This window comes from Sphingomonas rustica (assembly GCF_039652585.1).
Taxonomy (GTDB): domain Bacteria; phylum Pseudomonadota; class Alphaproteobacteria; order Sphingomonadales; family Sphingomonadaceae; genus Sphingomonas; species Sphingomonas rustica.
In genome coordinates this window covers 43,535-69,306 of record NZ_JBDIZK010000013.1, presented here as the reverse complement: position 1 = coordinate 69,306, position 25,772 = coordinate 43,535, and the positions used below count along the sequence as shown (strand labels likewise).

At 65.9% G+C, this 25,772-nt stretch carries 27 protein-coding genes; 17 read left to right on the top strand and 10 right to left on the bottom strand.

The window, feature by feature from the left end:
- Positions 1-15: 15 nt before the first annotated feature.
- Both TPR58_RS19230 and TPR58_RS19225 read left to right on the top strand, forming a co-directional pair.
- Positions 16-996, top strand: coding sequence for a type II secretion system F family protein (locus TPR58_RS19230; RefSeq protein ID WP_346248371.1), 981 nt, complete (start codon positions 16-18; stop codon positions 994-996).
- Positions 997-1,003: 7 nt separating this feature from the next.
- Positions 1,004-1,999, top strand: a complete 996-nt coding sequence (locus TPR58_RS19225; protein ID WP_346248370.1) for a type II secretion system F family protein — start codon at positions 1,004-1,006, stop codon at positions 1,997-1,999.
- Positions 2,000-2,059: 60 nt separating this feature from the next.
- Here TPR58_RS19225 and ppdK read toward each other — a convergent pair whose 3' ends face one another.
- From ppdK to TPR58_RS19210, 3 genes are all read right to left on the bottom strand, one after another.
- The gene (gene ppdK / locus TPR58_RS19220; RefSeq protein ID WP_346248369.1) at positions 2,060-4,726 is read right to left on the bottom strand and encodes a pyruvate, phosphate dikinase; all 2,667 of its coding nucleotides are present in this window, start codon (positions 4,724-4,726) and stop codon (positions 2,060-2,062) included.
- Between the two features lie 123 nt (positions 4,727-4,849).
- Positions 4,850-6,853: a glycine--tRNA ligase subunit beta gene (gene glyS / locus TPR58_RS19215; RefSeq protein ID WP_346248368.1), complete on the bottom strand. Its 2,004-nt coding sequence runs from the start codon at positions 6,851-6,853 to the stop codon at positions 4,850-4,852.
- Positions 6,850-7,704 carry a glycine--tRNA ligase subunit alpha gene (locus tag TPR58_RS19210; protein WP_346248482.1) on the bottom strand — a complete coding sequence of 285 codons (855 nt, stop codon included), beginning with the start codon at positions 7,702-7,704 and terminating at the stop codon, positions 6,850-6,852. Before TPR58_RS19210 ends, glyS begins: the two co-directional genes overlap by 4 nt.
- 166 nt (positions 7,705-7,870) lie before the next feature.
- Between TPR58_RS19210 and TPR58_RS19205 the strand changes: the two genes are divergently transcribed.
- The 3 genes from TPR58_RS19205 (at position 7,871) to pth (ending at position 10,160) form a co-directional block, all read left to right on the top strand.
- Positions 7,871-8,749, top strand: coding sequence for a TraB/GumN family protein (locus tag TPR58_RS19205; RefSeq protein WP_346248367.1), 879 nt, complete (start codon positions 7,871-7,873; stop codon positions 8,747-8,749).
- Between the two features lie 142 nt (positions 8,750-8,891).
- Entirely contained in the window at positions 8,892-9,509 is a 618-nt protein-coding gene (locus TPR58_RS19200; protein WP_346248366.1) for a 50S ribosomal protein L25/general stress protein Ctc, read from the top strand.
- A 78-nt stretch (positions 9,510-9,587) separates the two neighbouring features.
- The gene (gene pth, locus TPR58_RS19195; protein ID WP_346248365.1) at positions 9,588-10,160 is read left to right on the top strand and encodes an aminoacyl-tRNA hydrolase; all 573 of its coding nucleotides are present in this window, start codon (positions 9,588-9,590) and stop codon (positions 10,158-10,160) included.
- Between the two features lie 88 nt (positions 10,161-10,248).
- Here pth and TPR58_RS19190 read toward each other — a convergent pair whose 3' ends face one another.
- Entirely contained in the window at positions 10,249-11,313 is a 1,065-nt protein-coding gene (locus tag TPR58_RS19190) for a hypothetical protein (protein ID WP_346248364.1), read from the bottom strand.
- A gap of 273 nt (positions 11,314-11,586) precedes the next feature.
- On the opposite strand from TPR58_RS19190, the gene TPR58_RS19185 reads away from it, so the two are divergent.
- From TPR58_RS19185 to TPR58_RS19155, 7 genes are all read left to right on the top strand, one after another.
- Positions 11,587-12,294 (top strand): hypothetical protein, encoded by a 708-nt coding sequence (locus TPR58_RS19185; RefSeq protein ID WP_346248363.1) that lies wholly within the window; start codon positions 11,587-11,589, stop codon positions 12,292-12,294.
- A gap of 72 nt (positions 12,295-12,366) precedes the next feature.
- Positions 12,367-13,467 (top strand): redox-regulated ATPase YchF, encoded by a 1,101-nt coding sequence (gene ychF / locus TPR58_RS19180; RefSeq protein ID WP_346248362.1) that lies wholly within the window; start codon positions 12,367-12,369, stop codon positions 13,465-13,467.
- Between the two features lie 69 nt (positions 13,468-13,536).
- The gene (locus tag TPR58_RS19175; protein ID WP_346248361.1) at positions 13,537-13,878 is read left to right on the top strand and encodes a hypothetical protein; all 342 of its coding nucleotides are present in this window, start codon (positions 13,537-13,539) and stop codon (positions 13,876-13,878) included.
- 44 nt (positions 13,879-13,922) lie between these two features.
- A complete protein-coding gene (locus TPR58_RS19170; protein ID WP_346248360.1) occupies positions 13,923-15,314 on the top strand; it encodes a hypothetical protein in 1,392 nt (463 codons plus the stop codon).
- A 37-nt stretch (positions 15,315-15,351) separates the two neighbouring features.
- Positions 15,352-16,626: an alkaline phosphatase family protein gene (locus TPR58_RS19165; RefSeq protein ID WP_346248359.1), complete on the top strand. Its 1,275-nt coding sequence runs from the start codon at positions 15,352-15,354 to the stop codon at positions 16,624-16,626.
- 47 nt (positions 16,627-16,673) lie between these two features.
- Complete coding sequence (locus TPR58_RS19160; protein ID WP_346248358.1) at positions 16,674-17,120, top strand: MaoC family dehydratase; 447 nt, start codon at positions 16,674-16,676, stop codon at positions 17,118-17,120.
- Between the two features lie 76 nt (positions 17,121-17,196).
- The gene (locus TPR58_RS19155; protein ID WP_346248357.1) at positions 17,197-17,676 is read left to right on the top strand and encodes a hypothetical protein; all 480 of its coding nucleotides are present in this window, start codon (positions 17,197-17,199) and stop codon (positions 17,674-17,676) included.
- Between the two features lie 48 nt (positions 17,677-17,724).
- Here TPR58_RS19155 and TPR58_RS19150 read toward each other — a convergent pair whose 3' ends face one another.
- From TPR58_RS19150 to petA, 4 genes are all read right to left on the bottom strand, one after another.
- Complete coding sequence (locus tag TPR58_RS19150; RefSeq protein ID WP_346248356.1) at positions 17,725-18,276, bottom strand: adenine phosphoribosyltransferase; 552 nt, start codon at positions 18,274-18,276, stop codon at positions 17,725-17,727.
- A 70-nt stretch (positions 18,277-18,346) separates the two neighbouring features.
- Complete coding sequence (locus TPR58_RS19145) at positions 18,347-19,174, bottom strand: cytochrome c1 (RefSeq protein ID WP_346248355.1); 828 nt, start codon at positions 19,172-19,174, stop codon at positions 18,347-18,349.
- A 14-nt stretch (positions 19,175-19,188) separates the two neighbouring features.
- Positions 19,189-20,478 carry a cytochrome b gene (locus tag TPR58_RS19140; protein WP_346248354.1) on the bottom strand — a complete coding sequence of 430 codons (1,290 nt, stop codon included), beginning with the start codon at positions 20,476-20,478 and terminating at the stop codon, positions 19,189-19,191.
- A 10-nt stretch (positions 20,479-20,488) separates the two neighbouring features.
- On the bottom strand, positions 20,489-21,058 hold the full coding sequence (gene petA / locus TPR58_RS19135) for a ubiquinol-cytochrome c reductase iron-sulfur subunit (RefSeq protein WP_346248353.1): 570 nt from the start codon (positions 21,056-21,058) through the stop codon (positions 20,489-20,491).
- A 222-nt stretch (positions 21,059-21,280) separates the two neighbouring features.
- Here petA and TPR58_RS19130 point away from each other — a divergent pair, with 222 nt between their 5' ends.
- From TPR58_RS19130 to TPR58_RS19120, 3 genes are read left to right on the top strand one after another with little or no spacing between them, the layout of a single operon-like run.
- Positions 21,281-21,730 carry a tRNA (cytidine(34)-2'-O)-methyltransferase gene (locus tag TPR58_RS19130; protein WP_346248352.1) on the top strand — a complete coding sequence of 150 codons (450 nt, stop codon included), beginning with the start codon at positions 21,281-21,283 and terminating at the stop codon, positions 21,728-21,730.
- A complete protein-coding gene (gene hemF / locus TPR58_RS19125; protein WP_346248351.1) occupies positions 21,727-22,569 on the top strand; it encodes an oxygen-dependent coproporphyrinogen oxidase in 843 nt (280 codons plus the stop codon). Before TPR58_RS19130 ends, hemF begins: the two co-directional genes overlap by 4 nt.
- Positions 22,560-23,153 carry a GNAT family N-acetyltransferase gene (locus TPR58_RS19120; RefSeq protein WP_346248350.1) on the top strand — a complete coding sequence of 198 codons (594 nt, stop codon included), beginning with the start codon at positions 22,560-22,562 and terminating at the stop codon, positions 23,151-23,153. The genes hemF and TPR58_RS19120 overlap by 10 nt, the downstream gene beginning before the upstream one ends.
- Here the strand turns inward: TPR58_RS19120 and TPR58_RS19115 are convergent.
- Positions 23,123-23,839, bottom strand: coding sequence for a hypothetical protein (locus tag TPR58_RS19115; RefSeq protein ID WP_346248349.1), 717 nt, complete (start codon positions 23,837-23,839; stop codon positions 23,123-23,125). The two genes, TPR58_RS19120 and TPR58_RS19115, sit on opposite strands and share 31 nt — an antisense overlap.
- A complete protein-coding gene (locus TPR58_RS19110) occupies positions 23,836-24,651 on the bottom strand; it encodes a hypothetical protein (protein WP_346248348.1) in 816 nt (271 codons plus the stop codon). Before TPR58_RS19110 ends, TPR58_RS19115 begins: the two co-directional genes overlap by 4 nt.
- Before the next feature lie 99 nt (positions 24,652-24,750).
- Between TPR58_RS19110 and lipB the strand changes: the two genes are divergently transcribed.
- The gene (gene lipB / locus TPR58_RS19105; RefSeq protein WP_346248347.1) at positions 24,751-25,428 is read left to right on the top strand and encodes a lipoyl(octanoyl) transferase LipB; all 678 of its coding nucleotides are present in this window, start codon (positions 24,751-24,753) and stop codon (positions 25,426-25,428) included.
- A gap of 63 nt (positions 25,429-25,491) precedes the next feature.
- Positions 25,492-25,734 (top strand): hypothetical protein, encoded by a 243-nt coding sequence (locus TPR58_RS19100; RefSeq protein WP_346248346.1) that lies wholly within the window; start codon positions 25,492-25,494, stop codon positions 25,732-25,734.
- Positions 25,735-25,772 lie beyond the last annotated feature (38 nt).

Here is a 25,772-nt window from a genome sequence, read left to right as displayed (position 1 = left end):
GGAGAGTGACGCGGCATGGACTTGTTGCCGTACATCATGGTCGGGGGCGGCGCCTTTACGGTGCTGGCGCTGATGATCTTCGCCTTTGCCGGCCCGTCGGCGGAGCGTGCGGGCGCGCGCCGGCTGTCCGGCCTGCGCGAGCGCCATACGGTCAGCCCGGTCGGCGCCAATGCGATGGAAGCGCAGCTGCGCAAGATCACGACCAGCCGCGCCAATCGGATGGACACGCTCGCGGTCCTGCTGCTGCCCAACCCCGCCCAGTTGCAAAAGCGACTGGCCATGACGGGCAAGCCGTGGACCGTCGGCAAATATGGCCTGGCGACGCTGGGCCTGTTCGCAGTCCCCGCGGCGTTGCTGCTGCTTCAGGGCGCTCCGGTGTGGCTGGCGCTGTTCCTCGCGCTGTTCGTCGGCGCGGGCCTGCCGCATTTCGTCGTCGGCTTCTTCATCGGCCGGCGCGTCAACCAGTTCACCGTGAAATTTCCCGACGCGATCGAGTTGCTGGTCCGCGGTCTTCGCTCAGGCCTGCCGATCACCGAGACGATCACGGTCGTCGCCCAGGAGCTTGACGGCCCGGTCGGCGAAGAATTCCGGATGATCGCCGACAAGATGAAGATCGGGCGGACGCTTGACGCGGCGCTTCAAGAGACAGCGGATCGGCTGGGAACGCCCGAGTTCCAGTTCTTCACCATCACGATCGCGATCCAGCGCGAGACCGGTGGCAATCTGGCCGAAACGCTGTCGAACCTGTCCGAAGTGCTGCGCAAGCGCGCCCAGATGAAGCTGAAGATCAAGGCGATGTCGTCGGAATCCAAGGCGTCGGCGCTGATCGTCGGCTGTCTGCCCTTCATCGTGTTCGGGATGATCTGGTTCATCAACAACGGCTACATGCTGAAATTCTTCACCGACGAACGGCTGATGGTGGCTGGCGGCGGCGGCCTGATCTGGATGGCGCTGGGCGCCTTCATCATGGCCAAGATGGTCAATTTCGAGATTTGAGGGTGACATGACCGCTGCATCCGGACCCACGATCCTGGGCATCGATGTCCTCTGGGTGGCGACACTGCTCGCCGCCGTCGCCGCGCTGGCGATGATGGTCGCCGTCTATGCCGCCACCACGGTGCGCGACCCGATGACGAAGCGGGTAAAGGCGCTGAACGAGCGCCGCGAACAGTTGAAGGCGGGCATCACCGCCTCGACCTCGAAGCGCCGCGCCAAGCTGGTCCAGCGCAACGAGAATGCCGACAAGATCCGCGCCTTCCTGTCCTTGCTCAAGGTGTTGCAGGACAGCCAGGTCAAGCAGGCGCAGCTCAAGCTGATGCAGGCCGGCATCCGGTCTAAGGAATGGGCGCCGGCGGTGATCTTCGGCCGTCTGGTGCTGCCGATCCTGATCGGCGGGCCGATGATCTGGCTGGTCTATTTCACGCCCGTCTTCGCCGACTGGACCCCGATGAAGCAATATGGCCTCGTCGCGGTCAGCTTCATCCTGTCGTACAAGTTTCCGGACCTGTATCTGAAGAACAAGATCCAGAAGCGCAGCCACGCGATCCGCAAGGGGCTGCCCGATGCGCTCGACCTGCTGGTCATCTGCGCCGAGGCCGGGCTGACCGTCGACGCCGCCTTCGGTCGGGTCGCCCGCGAACTGGGACGCGCCTATCCGGAGCTGGGTGAGGAATTCCAGCTCACTTCGATCGAGCTCGGCTTCCTGACGGACCGGCGCAACGCGTTCGAAAATCTGGCGATGCGGATCGACCTGGATGCCGTCCGTGGCGTCGTGACCACCATGATCCAGACCGAGAAATACGGGACGCCGCTCGCCTCTGCGCTGCGCGTGCTGTCGGCCGAATTCCGCAACGAGCGGATGATGCGCGCCGAGGAAAAGGCGGCGCGCCTGCCGGCGATCATGACGATTCCGCTGATCTGCTTCATCCTGCCGGTGCTGTTCATCGTCATTCTCGGCCCGGCGGCCTGTTCGATCAACGACAGCTTCATCAACCGCTGACGCAACGAAGCCCGCGGCGCGCCGCGACCCGCCTCAAGGGCCAGGTCGCGGCGCGTCAGGTCATTTCTTCAGCAATGCGGCCTGTGCCGCGGCAAGCCGCGCGATCGGAACGCGATAGGGCGAGGCGGAGACATAATCGAGCCCGACGCTCTCGCAGAACGCGATCGAGGCGGGATCGCCGCCATGCTCGCCACAGATGCCCAGCTTGATGTCAGGACGCGTCGAGCGCCCGCGCTCGGCCGCCAGGCTGATCAGTTCGCCGACACCCTCGACGTCGATCGAGACGAACGGGTCCTTCGCGTAGATGCCCTTCTCGACATAGGTCGTCAGGAACCGGCCGGCATCGTCGCGGCTGACGCCCAGCGTGGTCTGGGTCAGGTCGTTGGTGCCGAAGCTGAAGAACTCGCCGACCTCGGCGATCTCCGCGGCGCGCAGCGCGGCCCGCGGTAACTCGATCATCGTGCCGACCAGATATTCGATCGTCCGGCCCTGTTCGGCGAACACCGTCTGCGCCGCCTTGTCGACGACCGCCTTCATCAGTTCCAGCTCGCGCCGGGTGGCGACCAGCGGGATCATGACTTCGGGAATCGGCGCGTCGCCCGATTTCTCCGCGACCAGCACCGCCGCCTCGAAAATGGCGCGCGCCTGCATCTCGTAGATTTCGGGATAGGTCACGCCCAGCCGGCAGCCGCGATGGCCCAGCATCGGATTGAACTCGTGCAGTTCGGCGGCGCGGCGCTTCAGCGTCTCGACGTCCAGTCCGGCGGCCTGCGCCACCTCGGCGAACTCGCTCTCCTCGTGCGGCAGGAATTCGTGCAGCGGCGGGTCGAGCAGGCGGATCGTGCAGGGAAGCCCCGCCATCACCTCGAAGATCTCGACAAAGTCGCGGCGCTGCTCGGGCAGCAGCTTGTCGAGCGCGATGCGGCGGCCGGCCTCGTCCTCCGCCAGGATCATCTGGCGCACCGCGGTGATCCGCGCCGCGTCGAAGAACATGTGCTCCGTCCGGCACAGGCCGATTCCCTCCGCGCCGAAGTCGCGCGCGGTGCGGCAGTCGAGCGGCGTTTCCGCATTGGTGCGCACCTTCAGGCGGCGGCCCTCGTCGGCCCACACCATCAGCGTGCCGAAATCGCCGGCCAGTTCGGGCTGGACCGTCGGCACCGCGCCCAGCATCACCTCGCCGGTCGCGCCGTCGATCGTGATGATGTCGCCCTCGCGGACCTCGCGGCTGCCGATGCGGAACAGCTTCTCCTTGGCGATGATCGACAGCGTGCCGGCGCCCGAAACGCACGGCCGGCCCATGCCGCGTGCGACGACCGCGGCGTGACTTGTCATGCCGCCGCGCGCGGTCAGGATACCGCGGGCCGCATGCATGCCGTGAATGTCCTCCGGGCTGGTCTCGACCCGCACCAGGATCACCGACTCGCCCGCGGCATTGGCCTTCTCCGCCGTGTCGGCGTCGAACACCACCTTGCCCGACGCCGCGCCCGGCGATGCCGGCAGCCCCTTGGTCAGCACGTCGCGCGCCGCGTTGGGATCGAGCGTCGGGTGGAGCAGCTGGTCCAGCGCCTGCGGATCGACGCGCAGGATCGCCTCCTCGCGCGTGATCAGCCCTTCATTCGCCATGTCGACCGCGATCTTCAGCGCGGCCTTCGCCGTTCGCTTGCCCGCGCGCGTCTGGAGCATCCACAGCTTGCCGCGTTCGACGGTGAACTCAATGTCCTGCATGTCGCGGTAATGGCGCTCGAGCAGGTCGAAGACCCGGGCGAGCTGGCCATAGACCTCGGGCATCGCCTCTTCCATCGACAGCGGCTTGGCCCCTGCCGTTTCGCGCGCCGCCCTGGTCAGATATTGCGGCGTACGAATGCCGGCGACGACGTCCTCGCCCTGCGCGTTGATCAGGAACTCGCCATAATAGGCGTTGTCGCCCTTGGCCGGATCGCGGGTGAAGGCGACGCCGGTGGCCGACGTGTCGCCCATGTTACCGAACACCATCGCCTGGACGTTGACCGCGGTGCCCCATTCGGCCGGGATGTCGTTCAGCCGGCGATAAACCTTGGCGCGCTCCGACTGCCATGATCCGAAGACCGCACCGATCGCGCCCCACAACTGGTCGTGCACATCCTGCGGAAACTGCTTGCCGTCCCACAGCTCGACCACCAGCGCCTTGTACTCCGCGACCAGCGTACGCCAGTCGTCGGCGGTCATCTCGGTGTCGAGCGTATAGCCGCGATCTTCCTTGGCGATCTCCAGCGCTTCCTCGAAGCGGCCATGATCGAGCTCGAGCACGACGTCGGAATACATCTGGATGAAGCGGCGATAGCTGTCCCAGGCGAAGCGGGCATCGCCCGAGATCGCGGCGAGCCCATCGACCGTATCGTCGTTCAGGCCGAGGTTCAGGACCGTGTCCATCATGCCCGGCATCGATGCGCGCGCGCCCGAGCGGACCGAGACGAGCAGCGGATCGGCGGCAACGCCGAATTTCTTGCCGGTGATCCCTTCGATATGCGCGATGCCGTTGGCGACCTCCGCCCTCAGGCTGTCCGGGAAGACGCCGCCCTGTTCGTAATAGACGGTGCACATCGGCGTGCTGATCGTGAACCCGGGAGGGACCGGCAGGCCGATCGACGCCATGCCGTCAAGATTGGCGCCCTTGCCCCCCAGCAGGTTCTTGTCGCCATTGCCCCCGTCGGAAACCCCACCGCCGAAGCGATACACATATTGCGTCATTCGACTTCCCTTCGCCCGCCGCTAGCGGATGAGCCGCGCCTACCGCAGGTGCGGAGAGTGGGAAAGCCGCTGACCGCGTTGTCAGGGGCAAGTTTTGTTTGTCAGGCGAGAAAGCTGCCGGAATCAGCCCTCGATTCGCGAGAAATCCGCGACCTTGTGCACCGCATCACGCATCCGCGCGAGCAGCGCCAGACGTGCGGCACGCTTGTCAGGATCGGCGTCGTTCACCGTGACCTGCTCGAAGAACGCATCGATCGGCGCGCGCAGCATCGACAGGGCGGCCATGGCGCCTTCGAAATCCTCTCCCTCGATCGCCTCGGCGGCGCGAGGCTCGGCTGCGTCGAGCGCATCCGACAGCGCCTTCTCGGCCGGCTCGGTCGCGGCGTTCACCGCGCCTGTCGAATACGCCTCCTTCTTGAGGATATTCGCCGCGCGCTTGTAGCCCGCCAGCAGGTTCCTGCCGTCCTCAGTCCCGACGAACGCCTGCAGCGCTTGAACCCGGGCGAGGAGGCGGACGAAGTCATCCTCGCCGCCCAGCGCGAAGACCGCATCGATCAGGTCATGGCGAACCCCGGCCTCGCGCTGCTGCACCTTCAGCCGGTCCGCGAAGAAGTCGAGCACGTCGCGCTCGACCGCACGGCCCAGCGGAAAGCGCAGGCCATTGTCGAGGATCAGCGCGATCACGCCCAGCGCCGAGCGGCGCAGCGCGAACGGATCCTTCGACCCGCTCGGCTTGAGATCGACCGCGAAGAAACGGGTGATGCTGTCCAGCTTGTCGGCGAGGCTGACGGCGACCGTCGCGCCTGCGGTCGGCACGGAATCGCCCTGCCCTGCCGGCTTGTAATGATCGCGGATCGCCTCCGCGACCGAAGCCGGCTCGCCCTGCGCCGCGGCGTAATAGCCGCCGATCAGGCCCTGAAGCTCGGGGAACTCGCCGACCATGCCGGTGACGAGATCCGCCTTGGCAAGCCGCGCCGCACGCTCGGTCTCGGCCGCATCGGCGCCCGTGACGATCCCCTCCTCGACCAGCCAGCGCGCCAGCGTCGCGACGCGGTCGACCTTGTCGGCGACCGTGCCCAGCCTTTCGTGAAAGACGATCTTCTCCAGCCTTGCCGCCTGCTCGGCCAGCGAGACCTTCAGGTCAGTGTCGTAGAAGAAGCGCGCGTCGCTCAGGCGGGCAGCGAGCACCTTCTGGTTGCCTGCGACGATCCGCTCGCCGCCGTCGGCCGCGTCGATGTTCGCGACGCAGACAAAGGCGTTGGCCAGCTTGCCGACACCATCGCGGCAGACGAAGTACTTCTGGTTCACGCGCGCGGTCAGCTGGATAACCTCGGGCGGCACGTCGAGGAACGCCTCGTCGAAGCGGCCGAGCAGCGGCATCGGCCATTCGGTCAGGCCGGCATTTTCGAACAACAGGCCGTCATCCTCGACCAGCTCGAGTCCGGCCTTCTGCGCGGCCAGCTTGGCACCCAGCGCGATGATGCCGCGACGCTCGGCGCCGTCGACCACGACGTGGCAGGCGCGCAGCTTCTCGACATAGTCGTTGGCGCCGCCGATCGTGATGATGTCGGGATGGTGGAAACGATGCCCGACCGTTGCCGCGCCGCTGGTCAGTCCGGCGGCCTCGAACGGCACGACATCGTCGCCGAAGATCGCGACGATGCCCTGCAGCGGACGGACCCAGCGCTGGCTCTCGGTCGAGGTGGACGTCGCCCCCCAGCGCATAGACTTGGGCCAGGGAAAGGCGCGGATCACCGCCGGCACCGCTTCGGCCAGCACCTGCGCCGTCGGGCGACCCGGCTTGTCGAGCACCGCGTAGAGCACGCCGTCGCGCTCGACCAGCTGGTCGGCGCTCAGCCCGGTCTTGCGCAGGAAGCCTTCCAGCGCCTGGGGCGGCGCACCCGCGCGCGGCCCCTTGATCTCCTCGCTGACTGCGGCCGTCTCGGCCGGCAGACCGCGTGCGATCAGCGCCAGCCGGCGCGGCGTCGCATAGGTGACCGTGTCGGCCGCCTTCAGGCCGGCCTTGTCGAGTTCCGCGGCGAACAGGCGCGCCAGATCCTCGCGCGCCTTTTCCTGCATGCGCGCCGGGATTTCCTCGGAGCGGAGTTCGAGAAGAAAATCGCTCACGCCGCCCACCCGTTCTTTTCCATCCATGCCGCGCAACTGCCCTTGGCCAGGTCGCGGACGCGCCCGATATAGGCCTGGCGCTCGGCGACCGAGATCACACCGCGCGCGTTCAGCAGGTTGAAGATATGGCTCGCCTCGATCGCCTGCTCATAGGCCGGGATCGGCAGCTTCGCGTCCAGGCAGTTCTCGCATTCAGCCGCCGCCTTGCGGAACAGGTCGAACAGCGTGTCGGTGTCGGCGACCTCGAAATTCCACTTCGACATCTCGCGCTCATTCTCGAGGAAGACGTCGCCATAGGTCATCTGCGGCACGCCCGGCTGCGCGTCGTTGAACGCCAGGTCGTACACGCTGTCCTTGTTCTGGATATACATCGCCAGCCGCTCAAGGCCGTAGGTCAGCTCGCCCGCCACCGGCTTGCAGTCGAACCCGCCCATCTGCTGGAAATAAGTGAACTGGGTCACCTCCATCCCGTCGCACCACACTTCCCAGCCCAGGCCCCAGGCGCCCAGCGTCGGCGATTCCCAATCGTCCTCGACGAAGCGGATGTCGTGCTGGGTGAAGTCGATTCCGATCGCCTTCAGGCTGCCAAGGTACAGTTCCTGAAGGTCGGGCGGGCTGGGCTTCAGGATCACCTGATACTGGTAGTAATGCTGCAACCGGTTCGGGTTCTCGCCATAGCGGCCGTCGGTCGGACGACGGCATGGCTGGACGAACGCGGCGTTCCACGGATCGGGACCCAGCGCGCGCAGCGTCGTCGCGGTGTGGAACGTGCCCGCGCCCATGCGCATGTCATAGGGCTGAAGGATCAGGCAGCCGCGAGCGCTCCAATAGTCGTGGAGCGTCAGGATCATGCGCTGGAAGCTGAGGGGATCGGACACGTTATTATCCAGTGGCGAAAATTCGGCCCGCTTTGGCGCAGCCTCCCCGGGGGGTCAATGGCGCGACGCGCTGGTTCAAACTACCCATGCGGGCTAGTTTCGGGGTGTCCGTCGCCACCGCCCTCGACTAGAAAGCGTCATGTTCCGCAACCTGCTCTGGCTTCTCGCCCCGCTGGCCCTTCTCTCCTGCGCCGCGAAGGCGCCCGAACGCGACGTCGACCCGGCCCTGTGGGTGGTCCGCGACCGGGACACGACCATCTATCTCTTCGGGTCGGTCCACGCGCTGCGACCCGGGCTGAGCTGGTTCGACGAGGCGGTCAAGAACGCGTTCGATCATAGCCGCGAGCTGGTGGTGGAGGTAGTGATGCCGCCCCAGGCGGAAACCGCGGCGATGCTGCGCGAGCTGGGCGAGCTTCCCGCCGGCACCAGATTGAGTGAACAGCTTCCACCCGAACTTGCGAAGCGGGTCCGCGAGGCGCTCAAGCGTGCCGGACAGCGCGAGGACCTGGTCGAAAAATACGAGCCCTGGCTGGCCGCGATCCAGCTCGCCGTGCTGCCTAACCGGGCCGAGGGTTATGACAGCGCCTATGGCGTAGAAAGCGTCCTGACCGCCGCGGCCAGGAAGTCGAAGAAGAAGGTGTCGGGCCTGGAGACGCCGCGTCAGCAGTTCGGCTATTTCGACAGCCTGTCCCCCACGGCGCAGCAGGTCCTGCTGGGCGAGACGCTGGACAGCATGACGACCGCCGGGACGACGCTGGACCAGATCGTCACCGCCTGGGGCAAGGGCGATACCGACACACTTGCGCGGGTAATGAACGAGGACCTGTCCAAGTCGCCCGAACTTACCCAGGCACTGCTGATCCAGCGCAACCGCAACTGGGCCGGCTGGGTGGCAACCCGGATGCGCCGGCCGGGCGTGGTCTTCGTCGCGGTCGGCGCAGGCCATCTGGCAGGCGAGAACAGCGTCCAGCGCGAGCTTCAGCGGCGCGGACTCAGGGTCACGCGTATCCGCTACTGATGCCGGGCCAGCCGGGCAGCCGCGCGCTGCTTGCTCTGCGCGACCCTTTCCGTTATGGGCCCACGCTTGCTTGGCAGGGTCATCCCTGGAGGCCTGTCCGGCAAGACGCACATAACCATCTAGCGCAACAGGAATTCGACACATGAGCGATACGCTTACGCTGTCGGCCGAGACGCGCGACCGGGTTGGCAAGGGAGCCTCCCGTGCGCTTCGTCGTGAAGGCCGCGTACCCGCCGTCATCTATGGCAACAAGGCAGACCCCGTTGGCATCCACGTCAACGAGCGCGAGCTGACCAAGCTGCTGATGACCGGCCACTTCTTCAACTCGGTCGTCATGGTCAACGGCGAGCGCACGCTGCCGAAGGACGTCACCTTCGACGTCGTGACCGACCGTCCGGTCCATGTCGATTTCCTGCGCATCAGCGAGCACGCGACTGTCACCGTCGCGGTGCCGATCATCTTCTCGGACGAGGAAGAGGCCCCGGGCATCAAGCGCGGCGGCGTCCTGAACATCGTTCGCCACGAGCTCGAGCTGGTGGTCGACGCGGCGCAGATCCCCGACGACATCACGATCTCGCTCAAGGGCCTGGAAGTCGGCGATTCGATCCACATCTCGGCGATCACGCTGCCCAAGGGCGCGACCTCGGCGATCACCGACCGCGATTTCACCATCGCGACCGTGGTTGCTCCGTCGGCGCTGAAGTCGAGCGAAGGCGATACCCAGACCGAAGCCGGCGAGGGCGAAGCCGAAGCCGAGTAATCGCGCTTCGAACTTCACGGTTCAAAAGATCGCCTCCGCGCCCTAGGTGCGGGGGCGATCTTCATTTTGGGGAATATGATGCAGCTCTGGGTCGGCCTCGGCAATCCGGGCCCGCAATATGCGATGCACCGGCACAATGTCGGCTTCATGGCGATCGACGCGATCGGCGAGGTCCACGACTTCCCGGCACCGAAGAAGCAGTTCCAGGGCTGGACCCAGGACGGCCGTATCGGCACCGAGAAGCTGGTGCTGCTGAAGCCCGGCACCTTCATGAACGAGAGCGGCCGGTCGATCCGAGCCGCGATGGATTTCTACAAGCTGACGCCGGCCGACGTCACCGTCTTCCACGACGAACTCGATCTTGCCCAGTTCAAGGTGAAGGTGAAGACAGGTGGCGGCACCGCAGGTCATAATGGCCTGCGCTCGACCGACCAGCATATCGGCCCCGACTTCCGCCGCGTCCGCCTGGGGATCGGCCATCCGGGTCACAAGGACCGGGTCACCGGCTATGTGCTGGGCAATTACGCCAAAGCCGAGATCGAGGACCTGACCGACATGCTCGGCGCGATCGCGGCTGAAGTGCCGTGGCTGGCGGCTGGCAACGACGCGAGGTTCATGAGCGACATTGCGGTGCGCCTGCAGCGCGACTGACGCTTGGCCCGACAATGCCAAAAAAGGCCCGGCGCTTTGCGCCAGGCCTTTTCATCTTCATCCTTACCGCAACGGCAGGGAGCGCAGCTTAGCTGCTGCGCTTGCCCACAACTGCAGCGCTGAGGGTGTAGTCGTCGCCACCGAACGTGCCCGAGCTGGCGAAAGTGAAGCCGATCTGCTCGCCGGCGCTGCCGAAGAAGCTGCCCTGGATCGAGCCGGCCAGTTGCGATCCGGACGTTGAAGGACCGTTGAACTCGGTCGTCCCGACAGGCGTAGAGCCCGAACCCACATAGGTCGCGAAAGGCGTCTGCGTGCCATCCGCCGCGATCGTGACCAGATTGATGGTGACGCTTACCAGGCCGGTGGCCCAGTTGGATGTTACGGTTAACGCACCACCGATCTTCTGGTTTCGACCAGCGCCGCTGCTGCCGGTGGCGACGCGCACGATGCGACCGGAGATGCGGGCGGTATAGGTCGCGCTTCCCGTAGTCGGCAGGTCTCTCAGCAGGGTCGGATACCCGTAAATCGCACTCGTGATACGAGTCGCTCCGGTCAGACTGTCCGCCCGCTGCCAATTCGCATACGTCACGCGCGACAATGCCAGCGAGCTGTCGCTGGTGAACTTGCTCGGGACGGTATTGTTGAGGAACGCGACCTCATTATAGCGACCCGGGACGGGAGTCGGCGTCGGCGTCGGTGATGTAGTAGAGGTCGGCGTCGGGGTAGGCGTCTGACGGAACACGAACTCGGTCACGGTCGGCGTCGGCGCAACGATCAGATCACCCGCGGACAGGCGCGCTTCCTCGGTATTTTCGCGAATCACATAAGGCAAGGACGTAGTGGCGGCCGTGGGATCTGCCGTTCCATAGCCTACCCGCACGCGCTGCGAGGCCGGTCCAACCCCTGCAACGCCCAGCGTGACAGGTCCGGTATCCAGATTGCCGGTGTAGCTCGCGAAACTGGTGATCGTGACGAACTCGGCTGCGCCGCTCAGCGGAAAGGTCGCATAGCTCGGCGACGCGGTCGGCGTCGGCGATGCGCTGGAAGTCGGAGAGGGCGACGGCGTGGCATTGTCATCGCCGCCACCGCATGCAGCAAGCGCAAAGGCGAGCGGCAGCACAGCGGCACTCATCACATACGAACGGCGAATCATAAAAACCCTGCTCCTTAGGAATCCCTGTTGGCACCGAAAGGCCGGTTCGCCTGTACCGCGGATGAACAAGCCGCGTCGAGCCTCATTCAGGACAGACGGTTCCGTCAGTCAGTTGCGCCGGTAGCACGGATCATGCGGCTATACCTCCCCTCCATCGGCATTCCTGCTCCGGTGGAACGTCATTAACCCTGACCGGCAACGCTCCCGCAAGGCACGGATGCTAGATCAACCCGGATTGGCGGCGATTTCGCCATGTCGGAGAGCGGAAAGCGCATGACCGCGGAAGTCTTCATTCGGCGCTGGCTGGGATTGTTCGCCCTTCTGGCAGGGCTGGTCATATTCTCTCCCTTCCTGATCCAGGCAGTGCTCGCCCATTCGGGCTGCAGCGCGATCAGCGGCCGTTGCGACATCCTGGCCGGAGCGCTCGATCATTACTGCAACGCGCTCATGCTCGCGCTGATCCTGATACCGCTGCTCGTCGCGATTGCGGGACGCAGCCTCGCGGTCGGCATGTTCGCCTTCGCCTTCCCGTTCCTGCTGCTGGTCACCGCCGGCGCCCTGCCGCTGCTCCAGTCGCTGGGCCATGTCGCCCGGCCGGGATTTCTCGACGAAACCGGCGTGATGCAGGGTGCCACCCAGTTGCTGTTCCTCCTGGTCGGGCTGGTATGCCTCAGCGTGGCGGGCGACGATCAGGAAGGCGCCAGCGGTGCGTGGAAGGCAGTGCTCGGCTTCGTGATGCTTTCCGCCGGCTTCGTGACCGCGCCGTCCTGGCTCGCGGGGTTTGCCCTGCTCCCTTACGCATCGCACCTCGTGCCGCCGCTGGCCCTTTTCATCGGCCGTGCGCACGCGGCGCTCGGGATCACCGACCTGCTTCCGATGCTCCAGACCCAGATCCTGGTCGCCATGACCCTGGGCACGGCGGGGCTGATGTTCTCTCGCGCCCGGACCGATGCGCCCGCGCGCAAGCGATCCTGGGCCTGAGTCCCTAGCAATCCGCCGGGGAAGCCTCTATCGGGACCGCCTTTCCCCGATTTCACGAACAGGCATTCTCCCATGGGTTTCCGCTGCGGCATCGTCGGTCTTCCGAACGTCGGCAAGTCCACGCTCTTCAACGCGCTGACCGAGACCGCGGCGGCGCAGGCAGCCAATTATCCGTTCTGCACGATCGAGCCCAATGTCGGCAACGTCGCCGTTCCCGATCCGCGCCTGGACAAGCTGGCCGCGATCGCCGGTTCGGCGAAGATCATCGAGACGCAGCTGGGCTTCGTCGACATTGCCGGCCTGGTGCGCGGCGCCAGCAAGGGCGAGGGTCTCGGCAACCAGTTCCTGGGCAACATCCGCGAGGTGGACGCGATCGTCCACGTCCTGCGCTGCTTCGAGAATGACGACATCCAGCATGTCGACAACAAGGTCGATCCGATCGCCGATGCCGAGACGGTCGAGACCGAGCTGATGCTCGCCGACCTCGAAAGCCTCGAGAAGCGCGTGCCGGCCTTCCAGAAAAAGGCATCGCAGGGCGACAAGGATGCGAAGGTCGCCGCCAGCGTGCTGGGCCAGGCGCTCGACCTGCTGCGCGACGGCAAGCCCGCGCGCCTGACCGAGCCGAAGGATGCCGAGGAAGCGCGCGTCTTCGCCCAGGCGCAGCTGCTGACCGGCAAGCCCGTCCTCTATGTCTGCAACGTCAACGAGGAGGATGCGGCGAACGGCAACGCCTTCTCCGCGCGCGTGTTCGAAAAGGCCAAGGCCGAGGGCGCGGAGGCGGTAGTCGTCTCCGCCGCGATCGAGGCCGAGATCGCCACCATGCCGCCGGAGGAGCGCGGCGAGTTCCTGTCCGAACTCGGCCTTGAGGAAACCGGCCTCGCCCGCGTGATCCGCGCCGGCTACAAGCTGCTTCATCTGCTGACCTTCTTCACCGTCGGCCCTAAAGAGGCCCGCGCCTGGACCGTCGAGGTCGGCGCCAAGGCGCCGCAGGCGGCGGGCGCGATCCATTCGGATTTCGAGCGCGGCTTCATCCGTGCCGAGACGATCGCGTTCGACGACTATATCCAGTTCAAGGGGGAAGCCGGCGCGCGCGACAATGGCAAGCTGCGCTCCGAGGGCAAGGAATATGTCGTCCATGACGGCGACGTCCTGCTGTTCCGCTTCAACGTCTGACCCCCGCCCGGCCGGTGCCGCATTCCCATGGGGTTGGAGCGGCGGCCCCGGCACGCTAGATTGGCCTCGATGCTGCTTCGCCTGCTCCTTGCCCTGCTGATCGCGCTGCCGATGCCGGCCATGGCGTCGTGCCAGGATGCGCCGCGGGCAGAGATGCAGATGCCGGCAGACATGGCGGGCATGCATGCCATGGGCGACCATACGCATCACGCCCCGGCGAAGCCGGAGCCGATCAAGCAGATGCCGGCCGAAGGATTGTGCATCGGCTGCGTAGCACCCGCGACGATCCGCCCGGCGATGATGGCCGTGCCGCTGCGCCACGCACTCATCCTCGACGCGCCCCGGCGCGTGACCGGCGATGCGATCGCCGCCCCTGCCCCCGACACGCCCCCTCCGCGATCCCACGCGTGACGACCTGCGCCCCAGGCGCATCCTCACGTTTTCCGGAGACCAACATGTCGAAGACCATCTTGCTCGCGGCTGCCGCCGCGGGCGCGCTCATGGCGACGTCCGCCATGGCGCAGGACCATCAGGGCCATGACGGCCATACCATGCCGACCACCGAGCCGGCACCAGCAGCCGCCCCGCCCCCGACGCCGTCCCCGCCGATGCAGGACCATAGCGCGCATCAGGGCCATCGCCCCGCCCAAGATCACAGCCAGCATCAGGGGCACGACGCCCCTGAAGTGCCCAACCGGACCGACCCGTCCGCATGGCCCGCCTATGGCGCCGGATCGGGCACCGCACGGCTGCCCGGTGCCGATGGGCGAATGACGGGCGTCCACCTGACCTCGGGCGACTGGATGGTCATGGCCCATGGCTATGTCTGGGGCGCCTATACCAACCAGGGCGGTCCGCGCGGTGACGACATGGCGTTCGTCCAGTCGATGGCGATGATCACCGCCGATCGCGATTTCGGCGGGGCGAAGCTCCAGTTGCGCTCGATGCTCAGCCTCGAGCCTTTGATGGGCGCGCGGGGCTATCCCAACCTGTTCGCAACCGGCGAAACCGCCAACGGCCAGTCGCTGGTCGACCGGCAGCATCCGCACGACCTGTTCATGGAACTGGCCGCGCGGGTCGACGTGCCCGTCGCACGGGATATGTCGCTGTTCCTGTATGGCGGCCCGGTCGCCGAGCCGGCGCTCGGCCCCTCCGCCTTCATGCACCGGCGCTCGGCACGCTACCTGCCCCAGGCGCCGATCACCCATCACTGGTTCGACAGCACCCACATCACCTATGGCGTGATCACCGCCGGCCTCGCCTCGTCGCTGTTCCAGCTCGAAGGCTCCGCCTTTCGCGGGCGCGAGCCGGACGAGGCGCGCTGGGATATCGAGACCCCGAAACTCGACAGCTGGAGCGTTCGCGCCACGCTGACCCCAACGCCGAACTGGGCGCTGCAGGTCAGCCATGGCCGGCTGAAGGACCCCGAGGCGCTTCACCCGGGCCAGGACGAGGCCCGGACCACGGCGAGCGTCCAGTATTCGAACGCCAAGCTCAGCGGTCTCGTCGCCTTCTCGGCGAAAAACCGCCTCCCGGGCCGGACGCTGACGGCATGGCTGGCGGAGGCGAACTGGAACCCGGTCGGCGGCCATAACCTGTTCGGCCGGATCGAGAACGTCGCCAATGACGAGCTGTTTCCCGACCATTCGGATCCGCTTCACGACACGGCATTCCGCGTGACCCGGTTCGAGGCGGGCTATGCCCACCGCTTCCGCCTGACGAAGGACGTGAACCTGGCACTGGGTGGCTCGGTCGCGACCTTCGCCAAGCCTGCGGCACTCGATTCCGCCTATGGCCGCGCGCCGTTCGCCTATACGCTGTTCGCCCGGCTGTCGCTGGGCGATTAGACATCAACCGGTAACTCGAGGCTGGCAAGCGGCGGCGATGCGTTCGACCTTTTACATCGCCGCCGCTGCTCTTGTGGTCCTCGCGTCCGCCTGCGCACCGATTGCCGCGACGCCGCCCCAGGCGGTCGTCGCGGCCCCGGCAGAGGCCCGGGCACCGATCACGATCCTGATCTCGATCGACGGCTTCCGGCCGGATTATCTCGATCGCGGCGTCACGCCGAACCTGTCGCGCCTTGCAGCCGCCGGCGCCACCGGCCCGATGCGCCCCAGCTTCCCGTCCAAGACCTTTCCAAACCACTGGACGCTGGTCACCGGCCTGCGCCCCGACCGCAACGGCATCACCGCCAATAAGATGGAGGACAAGGCACGGCCGGGCGAGGTTTTCACCATGGCCACCGACGATCCCTTCTGGTGGAACGAGGCGATGCCGATCTGGGTCGATGCAGAGAAGGCGGGTATCCGCACCGGAACGATGTTCTGGCCCGGGTCGAACGTCGCCGCCGGCGGGCAGAAGGCGACCTCATGGCCCTATGACATCACCGGCGGAACGCGCCCGAGCGACTGGGCACAGTTCAACCAGGCCATCGACGGCCAACAACGCGTGCTGGGCGTCCTCGACTGGGCACGCCGCCCCGCTTCGATCCGGCCCAGGCTCATCACGACCTATTTCGACGCCGTCGATACCGCCGGCCATAGATGGGGCCCCGACGGGCAAGGCACCATCGAGGCGGTGGCCCAGGTCGATCGCTGGATCGGCCTGCTGGTCGACGGCCTCGCTTCCATGGGCCAGCCCGCCAATATCGTCATCACCGCCGATCACGGCATGGCGGCGACCAGCAGCGCCCGCACCGTGGTGCTGAACGCGATCCTCGCTCCCGGCAGCTACCGCGTGGTCGAAAGCGGCCCCTATGCGACGATCGAGCCTGCCGCCGGGCAGGAAGCGAGGGTCGAGAAAGCGTTGCTCGGAAGGCGACCGCACATGGAGTGCTGGCGCAAGAGCGAGATTCCCGAGCGCTTCCACTATGGTGCCAACCCGCGCATCCCCCCGATCCTGTGCCTGGCCGAAACCGGCTGGTCGATCGCGGAAAAGCCACCCTCGGAGAGCGTTTCGGGCGGCAATCACGGCTATGATAATTTCGCGCCGGACATGACCGCGCTGTTCATCGCCAACGGGCCCGCCTTCCGCGCTGCGAAACTGCCTGCATTCGACAATGTCGATGTCTATCCCCTGTTGCGCATCCTGATCGGGCTGCCGCCGGTCGAGGGCAAGGACGGCAGCAGCGCCGTGTTCGGCGACGCGCTGGCCAGGTGACCGCAAGGGGGCTTGCGTGATTTGGGTTTCCGGTCGAAACCGACTTCATGCTCTATTTCGACGATATCGAAGTCGGCGCGACTCGCAGCTTCGGCCGTTACGAAGTCACCCGCGAGGAAGTGCTGGACTTCGCCGCCAAATATGATCCCCAGCCCTTCCATCTTTCGGACGAGGCCGCTGCCCAGACTCATTTCGGGCGGCTTGCGGCCAGCGGCTGGCACACCTGCTCGATGGCGATGGCGATGTTCGTCGCCGAGATGAAGGCGCACCCCCAGGCTGCTCTTGGCGCCGCCGGGGTCGACGAACTGCGGTGGCTGAAACCGGTCTATCCCGGGGACACGCTTCGCTGCGAGAGCGAGGTGCTCGAGAAAAAGGCTTCGCAAAGCCGTGCCGAGATGGGGAGCCTGCGCAACCGGATGACGGTATACAACCAGAATGACGAGCCGGTCCTGCGTTTCGTTGCGCTCGCCCTGATCCGTCGCCGGCCGGCATGATCGGATCGCGATGATCGAGATCATTGACGCGGCGTTCGCTTAGGTCTTGGATCGCTCGCGAAGGAGTATGTTCCCGATGCGTAAGTCCACGATCCTGATCGCTGCCCTCGCCGTTACCTCCCCGGCCATAGCGCAGGATTTCTCGCCCCCGCTGGCCGGCCCCTATTACAATACCGGCGGCAACGAGACTGCCTACAGCTTCGCCGCCGGCGGCACCGCCAAGCGTACCGGCGACACGGCAGCGATGACGCGCGTGGTGATGTTCGTCACCGCTCGCGACATCGAAGGGGTACAGGTCGGTCGCCTCGACACGGTGATGGAATATCAATGCGAGAAGGCGCAGATGCGTCCCACGCTGATTGCCGCCCGTGGCCTCGACAATGCGGTGCTCAAGCTGATCCCCCGCCCCGGCGAGGAATGGGAGTCGATCCCGGCGAGCAACGCGTCTGCCGCCTATGAGCTCGAACTCGCCTGCAACGGCATCGCGCCGAAGGACCGGCCAGCCTTTCCGAACATCGACGACCGCATCAAGCGCTTTCGCGACTCCGGCCAGTAAGGCCGGGTTTTCGCCAGTCCGGTCCCCGATGATCGTGGGACCGGACGATCAATGGCCGTCGAACGTCACCAGGGTGGTGACGTCGATGCCATCGCTCCGCAGCGCATCCGCGCCGCCGAGTTCAGGCAGATCGATCACGAACGCCGCCTGCACCACATCCGCACCCGCCTTGCGCAGCAGCCGCACCGCAGCGCGGGCAGTGCCACCCGTCGCGATCAGGTCGTCCACCAGAAGCACCCGGGCGCCGGGAGCGCAGGCATCGGCATGGATGGCGATGCGGTCGCTGCCATATTCCAGCGCATAATCCTCGGCGATCGTTGCCCCCGGCAATTTCCCGTCCTTGCGAACCAGCAGCACGCCGACACCCAGCTTCACCGCCAGGGCAGCGCCGAACAGGAAACCGCGCGCCTCCAGGACGGCGACCAGGTCGACCTCGCCATCGACCTGCTCGGCCATGCGATCGATCGTGAGCGCAAATGCCGCGCCGTTGAGCAGCAGCGTGGTGATGTCGCGGAACTGGATGCCCGGCTTGGGGAAGTCGGGGATGGTGCGGATATGCGCGCGCAGGTCGGCATTCGCATCGCGGGTCGTCGCGGTCATGATCCATCTCCGCTGGACATGAAAAAGGGCCCCGCGGAGGTGGATACCTCCGCGGGGCCCCGAAAAGCGATCAGTGCTTCACGCCTGCCCAGACGCTGCGATAGGCACCGAAGGCCAGGATCGAAGCAATCAGCAGGAAGCCCAGCACGGCCCAGCCGGTCTGCTTGCGCGACTGCGAATGGGGCTCGGCGCTCCAGATCAGGAAGGCCGATACGTCCTTCGCCATCTGGTCGACCGTTGCCGGAGTGCCGTCGTCATAAGTCACCTGACCGTCCGACGCCAGGGGCGGCGGCATCGACAGGTTGAGGTTGGCGAAATACGGGTTGTAGTGCAGCCCGTCGGGCGTCTTCGCGCTCGGGAACTTCTTGAGCAGCTCGGCCGGCTGATCGGTATAGCCGGTCAGCAGCGAGTAGACATAGGCACCGCCGTCGTGGCGCGCCTTGGTCATCAGCGACAGGTCCGGCGGCGTGCCCGCACCCGCATAGGGGATGTGCGGGAAACGGTCGGACGGCAGGTTGCTGCGCTCCGCGCGATCGCCGGTCACCGGGTTGTAGGTCGGCTGCTTGGCCTTCTCGTCGAACTTCTTGGCCAGATTCTTCACCTGCGCCTCGTTGTAGCCGAGCATGCCGAGCTCGCGGAACGACACCATGCTGAGCGAGTGGCAGGCGGCGCAGACCTCTTCATAGACCTTGTAGCCGCGCTGCAGCTGCGCCTGGTCGAACTTGCCGAAGGGGCCGTCGGACGCGAAGTGCACTTCCTTGGGATGCTTGTGGAACTCATGCTCGGCGGTCGGCGTCGGCGCCTCGGCCAGCACGGTCCACAGCAGCGACCACATCAGCACGCCGACAAAGGCGAGCCCCACCAGGAATTTGATCGAGCGAACGAAAAGCGGAAGCATGTCTGGTTATCCCCTTACGCGCTCAGAGCGGTTTCGCTGACGCGGGTCCCACCCTTGCCTGCGAGCACTGCTTCGGTGATCGAGCCCGGCAGCGGAAGCGGACGCTCGAGCCGCGAAATGATCGGCACGATGATCAGGAAGTGCGCGAAATAATAGGCGGCCGAGATCTGGCTCAGCACGATGTAGAAGGGCGTCGCCTCCGCACCGCCGCACCAGCCAAGCACCAGCACGTCGACCACCAGCACCCAGAAGGCGATCCGGTACATCGGGCGATAATTGCCCGAGCGGACCGGTGACTTGTCGAGCCACGGCAGGAAGAACAGCAGCAGGATCGAGCCGAACATCGCCAGCACGCCCCACAGCTTCGCCGGCAGGATGAAGTCCGAGGTGAAGGCGCGCAGGATCGCGTAGAACGGCCAGAAATACCATTCCGGGACGATGTGCGCCGGCGTCGAGAGCGGGTTCGCCGCGACATAATTGTCTGGGTGACCCAGCGCGTCGGGGAAGAAGAACACCAGGGCGGCGAGGATGAACAGGAAGATCGCCAGTCCGAAGCCGTCCTTCGCCGTGTAATAGGGGTGGAACGGGACCGTGTCCTGCTCGCCCTTCACTTCGACGCCGGTCGGGTTGTTCGACCCCGGAATGTGCAGCGCCCAGATGTGCAGGACGATGACGCCCGCGATCACGAACGGCAGCAGATAGTGGAGCGAGAAGAAGCGGTTCAGCGCTGCATCGTCCGGCGCATAGCCGCCCAGCAGCCAGATGCGGATCCACTCGCCGACGACCGGGATCGCGGAGAAGAAGCCGGTGATGACCTGCGCACCCCAGAAGCTCATCTGGCCCCAGGGAAGGACGTAGCCCATGAACGCCGTCGCCATCATCAGCAGGAAGATGACCACGCCGAGCAGCCACACCATCTCGCGCGGCGCCTTGTACGACCCGTAATACAGGCCGCGGAAGATGTGCAGATAGACGACGATGAAGAACATCGAGGCGCCGTTGGCGTGCGCGAAGCGCAGCAGCCAGCCCGAGTTGACATCGCGCATGATGCCGATGTTGACCGAGTTGAACGCTTCGGCCGCGCTGGAGTGGAAGTGCATCGCCAGCACGATGCCGGTGACGATCTGGATCGCCAGCGCTGCACCGGCGAGGACGCCGAAATTCCAGAAATAGTTGAGGTTGCGCGGCACGGGATAGCCGGCGCCGATCGCATTATAGACGAAGCGCGGAAGGGGCAGACGGTCGTCCACCCACTTCATCACCGGATTCTTCGGCTCGTAATGGCGTGCCCAGGGGAAGCTCATCGCGTTTTCCTTAACCCACCACGATCACGGTATCGGACGTGAATTGATAATCGGGGACCGCCAGATTGCTCGGCGCCGGACCCTTACGGATGCGCGCGGCCGTATCGTAGTGCGACCCGTGGCACGGGCAGAAATATCCGCCGAAATCGCCCTTGGCCTCGCCCTCGCCGGCGCCCAGGGGCACGCAGCCCAGATGGGTGCAGACGCCCAGCGTCACGAGCCACTGCGCCTTGCCTTCCTTGGTCCGTTCGGCGAGCGTCTGCGGATCGCGCAGCGACGAGACCTGCACCGCATTGGCCTCGTCGATCTCGGCCTGGGTGAGATGCCGCACGAACAGCGGCTGTTTGCGGAAACTTGCCTTGATCGCCTGACCCGCCTCGATCGCCGAGATGTCGACCTCGGTCGTCGACAGTGCAAGCACGTCGGCAGACGGGTTCATCTGGTTGATCAGCGGCAGGACGGCAACCGCGCCGCCCACGCCGGCGAACGCAACCGCAGCATATTGGAGGTAGTCACGACGACGGGGATTCTCGAGACCATGATCCTGGTCGACAGTCACACCATCTTCAAGCGTTGCCATGCGTTAAGCCCTTGCACTTCAGAACCCTGGGACGCGGACGCGCGAACTGAACCGGACACGGACGCATACATGCGCCCATCACCTTTCCCGGTTGCCCCCGGTGGCTCATCGGCGCTGATAGACGGGCAAACGCGGCTTTGCCAACTGCATTTTGACGCGTCCGTGACGAGTCTCGGACAAGCGGGGCTCGCGGCGAATGCGCCAGCCTGTATGAGCAGGCGGATGCGCATCGCCCTTCACCAGCCCGATATCGCCGGCAATGTCGGCACGATCCTGCGGCTTTCCGCCTGTCTCGGAACGGCCGTCGATCTGATCGAACCGATGGGCTTTCCCTGGGCCGAACGCGCGCTGCAGCGCTCCGGAATGGACTATGCCCGACAGGCCGAGATCGTCCGCCATGCCGACTGGGACGCGTTCCTGAAGACGGTCACGGGACGGATCATTCTCTTCACCACCCGCGCCGCCATCCGCCTCGACGCCGCGCGGTTCGATCCTGACGACATCCTGCTGTTCGGCGCCGAAGGCAGCGGCGTGCCCGATGCGGTGCACGACCGGGCCGATCTGAGGGTACGGATTCCGCTGCGCGACGGCTTCCGGTCCTTGAACGTCGCGGTTTCCGCAGGCATCGGGCTTGCCGAAGCGCTTCGGCAAACCAACGGATGGCCCGCATGAACGATCTCGACGACCAGCAGCAGGCGGCGCGCGACTGGTTCGAATCGCTGCGCGATTCGATCTGCGCCGAGTTCGAGGCGATCGAGCGCGAGGCGGGGTCCGATGCCGCCTTCGACTATATCCCCTGGGATCGGGTCGATCCATCGGGCGCGCCGGGCGGCGGCGGCGTGCGCGGGGTGATGAAGGGGCGCGTCTTCGAGAAGGTCGGCGTCAACGTCTCCACCGTCGGCGGCACGTTCGAGGGCGATTTTGCGAAGACGATACACGGCGCGGACGAGAAGCCCGATTTCTTCGCGACCGGAATCAGCCTGGTCGCGCACATGGCGAATCCGCATGTGCCTGCGGTGCACATGAACACCCGCTTCCTGTGCACGACGAAGCGCTGGTTCGGCGGCGGGGCCGACCTGAACCCGCCCTTGCCGATCGAGGAGGATACCGCCGATTTCCACGCGACGCTGAAGGCGGCGTGCGATTCGCACGACGCCGACCACTATCCGCGCTTCAGGCAGTGGGCCGACGATTATTTCTACATCCCCCACCGCAAGGTGCATCGCGGCGTCGGCGGAATCTTCTACGATCATCTCGAGAGGGACTGGGCAGCGGACTTCGCCTTCACGCAGGATGTCGGCCGCGCCTTTCTGGACACCTATCCCAGGATCGTCCGGCGCCGAATGGACCAGCCCTTCACCGACGCGGACCTCCAGCAGATGCGCGTCTGGCGCGGCCGCTATGCCGAGTTCAACCTCGTCTATGACCGCGGCACGCTGTTCGGTTTGAAAACGGGCGGCAATATCGACGCGATCCTGATGAGCCTGCCGCCGGTCGCCGCATGGGACTGATCCCGGTCGCCAACGACCAGATCGCCACGGTCGTCACCTCGCTCGAGATGCTGACGAAGCCGACGCCGCGGCCGACCCCGCCCTCACCGTTCCGCCTGGTCCGGTGGGAAGCGCCCGAATCGGAACGCTACCGCACGCTGTTCCGCCGTGTCGGAGAACCTTGGATGTGGTTTTCGCGGCTGGTGGTGGCCGAGGAACGGCTGCGCGGCATCCTCGACGATCCCGCGGTCGAGATCTACGCCGTCGCCGATCGCGGCGGGATCGAGATCGGCATGCTCGAACTCGATTTCCGCGTCGAAGGGGTCTGCGAATTGTCGTTCTTCGGGCTGGTCCCGGAACTGGCGGGCAAGGGCCATGGCGGCTGGCTGATGGGCCACGCGCTCAACCTCGGCTGGCGTGCAGGAATCTCGCGGATGTGGGTGCATACCTGCACGCTCGACCACCCCGCCGCGCTCGGCTTCTATCGGCGCCACGGCTTCGCGCCCTATCGCCGCGAGGTCGAGACCTTCGCCGACCCACGCGTCTCAGGGCTGCTGCCGCGCGACGCCGCACCTCACATTCCCTGCCTGGTCAGTCCGCGATAGGCTGACGCCTGGACCAGCGTGGTGGCCAGCGCCGCCAGGGCCCCCGCCCCGGCGACGAGCACCAGCACCACGCCCGACAGCACGGGCGACCCCGCGCCGGCTGCGTCCAGGAGCGGCGCCAGCAGGTTCGACACCATGAAATTGGCCAAGAACACCGTCATATAGGCGGCGGCGATCATCCAGCCATGGCCGCGGGTGCGCTCGATGCTGGCGACGAACGCGGGAAAGAGCCTGCTCCGTTCCGCGACCGAGATCGGTATTGCCAGGAAAGTCCGGCCCAGCAGATAGAGACCGGGAATGACCAGCGGAAAGAACCCGGCAAAGCACACCAGCGACACCATCGACCACAGGCCGAACAGCGGCACGATCCGCCGCACGGCCAGGATCAGCGCGTCGCGGAGGCTGATCCGCCCGGGCGTCAGCAGCAAGGTCAGGATCGCGACGGTGCCGATCAACTGCACCGCGGAGCCGATCAGAAACCACGGCCAGTTCGCTGCCCAGGCGAGGATCGCGTCGCGCTGCGCATCCGGTTGCAGTCCGGCAAGCCTGGGTGCGGGCACGAACATCAGCAACGCCAGGATCGGCAGCAGATAGAAGACGCCCGCAATCGCGAGCAGCAGGTCGCGGTTGGTCCGCCACAGGGCTGCCGCATCTTCGAACAGGGCGGCGAATCGGAGTTTGGTCACGCCGCTCCATGCTCCGGGACGCGCCCGAGGTACAGCATTGCCGTGAACAGCGGCGCCAGCACGCAGAAGCCGGTCTGGACCGCGGCGACCGCGATCGAGGTGAGGATGCTCGCCAGGCTGAACGGCGCCGCATCCTCCATGATCAGCGCGAGCACCGATCCGAACACGGTCTGCGCCGCCAGCGCGGCGACGTTGGATACGATGATATAGAGAATGCCGACGCCCATCAGGCGCCAGCTCAGCCCGGCGGTCAGGCGGAAGCTGCGTCCGATCGCCCCGATCCCGAGCCGGTCTCCCACGATTGCCGAATTGATCAGCGCAAGCCGGGCACTCAACCAGAAGCTCACCGCAAGCATCGCAAGGAAATAGAGTGCCATTGCCCAGCCCAGTCCGGCGCCGATCGAAACCGTCCCGGGCATCGGCCGGATGCCCGTCGGATCGATCCCGGCTAGCGCGAGCCCGATCCCCAGCGGCGCGACAAGCGCCGCCAGCAGGACAAAGAGGAGCAGCCAGACCAGCAATGCCGGCCCGAGGCAGCGCAGCGCGGTGCGAGGCGCATCGCCGTTCGGGCGGACCACCATCGCGGTCAACGCCAGCGATCCCCACAGCGCCAGGACCGACAGCGCGACCATCACCAGCAGCAGCACGAGGCTCAGTCTCATATCGGCCTGGTCGAGCAGCGGACTCAGATTTCCGGTGATCGAGAAGGGAATGAAGAACGCGACGAGCGCCACCGGCAAGATGCGCGACAGATTGTCCGCAACGAAATCCGAGGTACGGTCCCAGACCGTTCCCATCTTCACCCCGGCCATGACCGCTTTCCCCTCTCGCTGGTCGCTCGGCGTGTAGCTGCGTGACCCGTCCCTTGCCAATGCTTGCGCAAATCGGCCGGCAGGCGCAATCGCACCGCAATGATACAGGCTCCGGATCGGATCGAATGGCGCGTTTCACCCGAACGCGTCCCCTATGACGTCGCGCTCGCCGAGATGCAGGCGCGCGCCGACGCGGTGCGCGAACGACAGGCGCGCGAACTCGTCTGGCTGCTCGAGCATCCGCCGGTCTATACGGCGGGGACCAGCGCCGATCCCGCCGAGCTGCTCGATCCGCGTTTCCCGGTCCATGCCACCGGCCGTGGCGGTCGCTATACCTATCATGGCCCGGGACAACGCATCGGCTATGTGGTGCTCGACCTGCGCGAGCGCCGGCGCGACGTGCGCAACTATGTCCACGCACTGGAAGGCTGGGTGATCGACGCGCTTGGCCTGCTCGACATCGAAGCGTTCCGGGCGCCGGGCCGCATCGGCATCTGGACGCTCGATCATGGGCAGGAAGCGAAGATCGGCGCGATCGGCGTACGCATCCGGCAATGGGTCACGCTGCACGGCTTTGCGATAAACCTCGACCCCGACCTGAGTCATTTCACCGGGATCGTGCCCTGCGGCATCCCCGACTACCCGGTGACCAGCGCCGCGGCCCTCGGCAAAACCGTCACATCCGATCGCCTAGATTCTGCCTTAAATGCCACATTTTTGCCTTTTTTGGCCAATTTGGTCGAAATTGGCCTTGAGGGTGTGGGGGCAAGCGACTAATACCCAGCCAAGTTCGGGAGATTGCGGCATGAGCCGTCCGGACTTTTATCTAGGGAGCTCTAAATGCGTGCAATTCTTTCGAAAGTCGCTGCCGTCTCGATGATCGCCGGTGCCGGCCTGGTTGTCGCAGCATGCGGCGGCACGACCCCCGCGACCGTCAACAACACCGTCGACCCGGCCCCGATCGAGAACATCGGCGCAGCCGACGACATGACCGGCGGCATCGACGCTGCGAACGCAACCGAGAATGGTTCGGTCATCACGACCACCAACTCGATGGACATGGGCACTTCGAACGCGATGTAATTCGCGTCCGAACGTGACGACCAGAAGGGGCCGTCCGG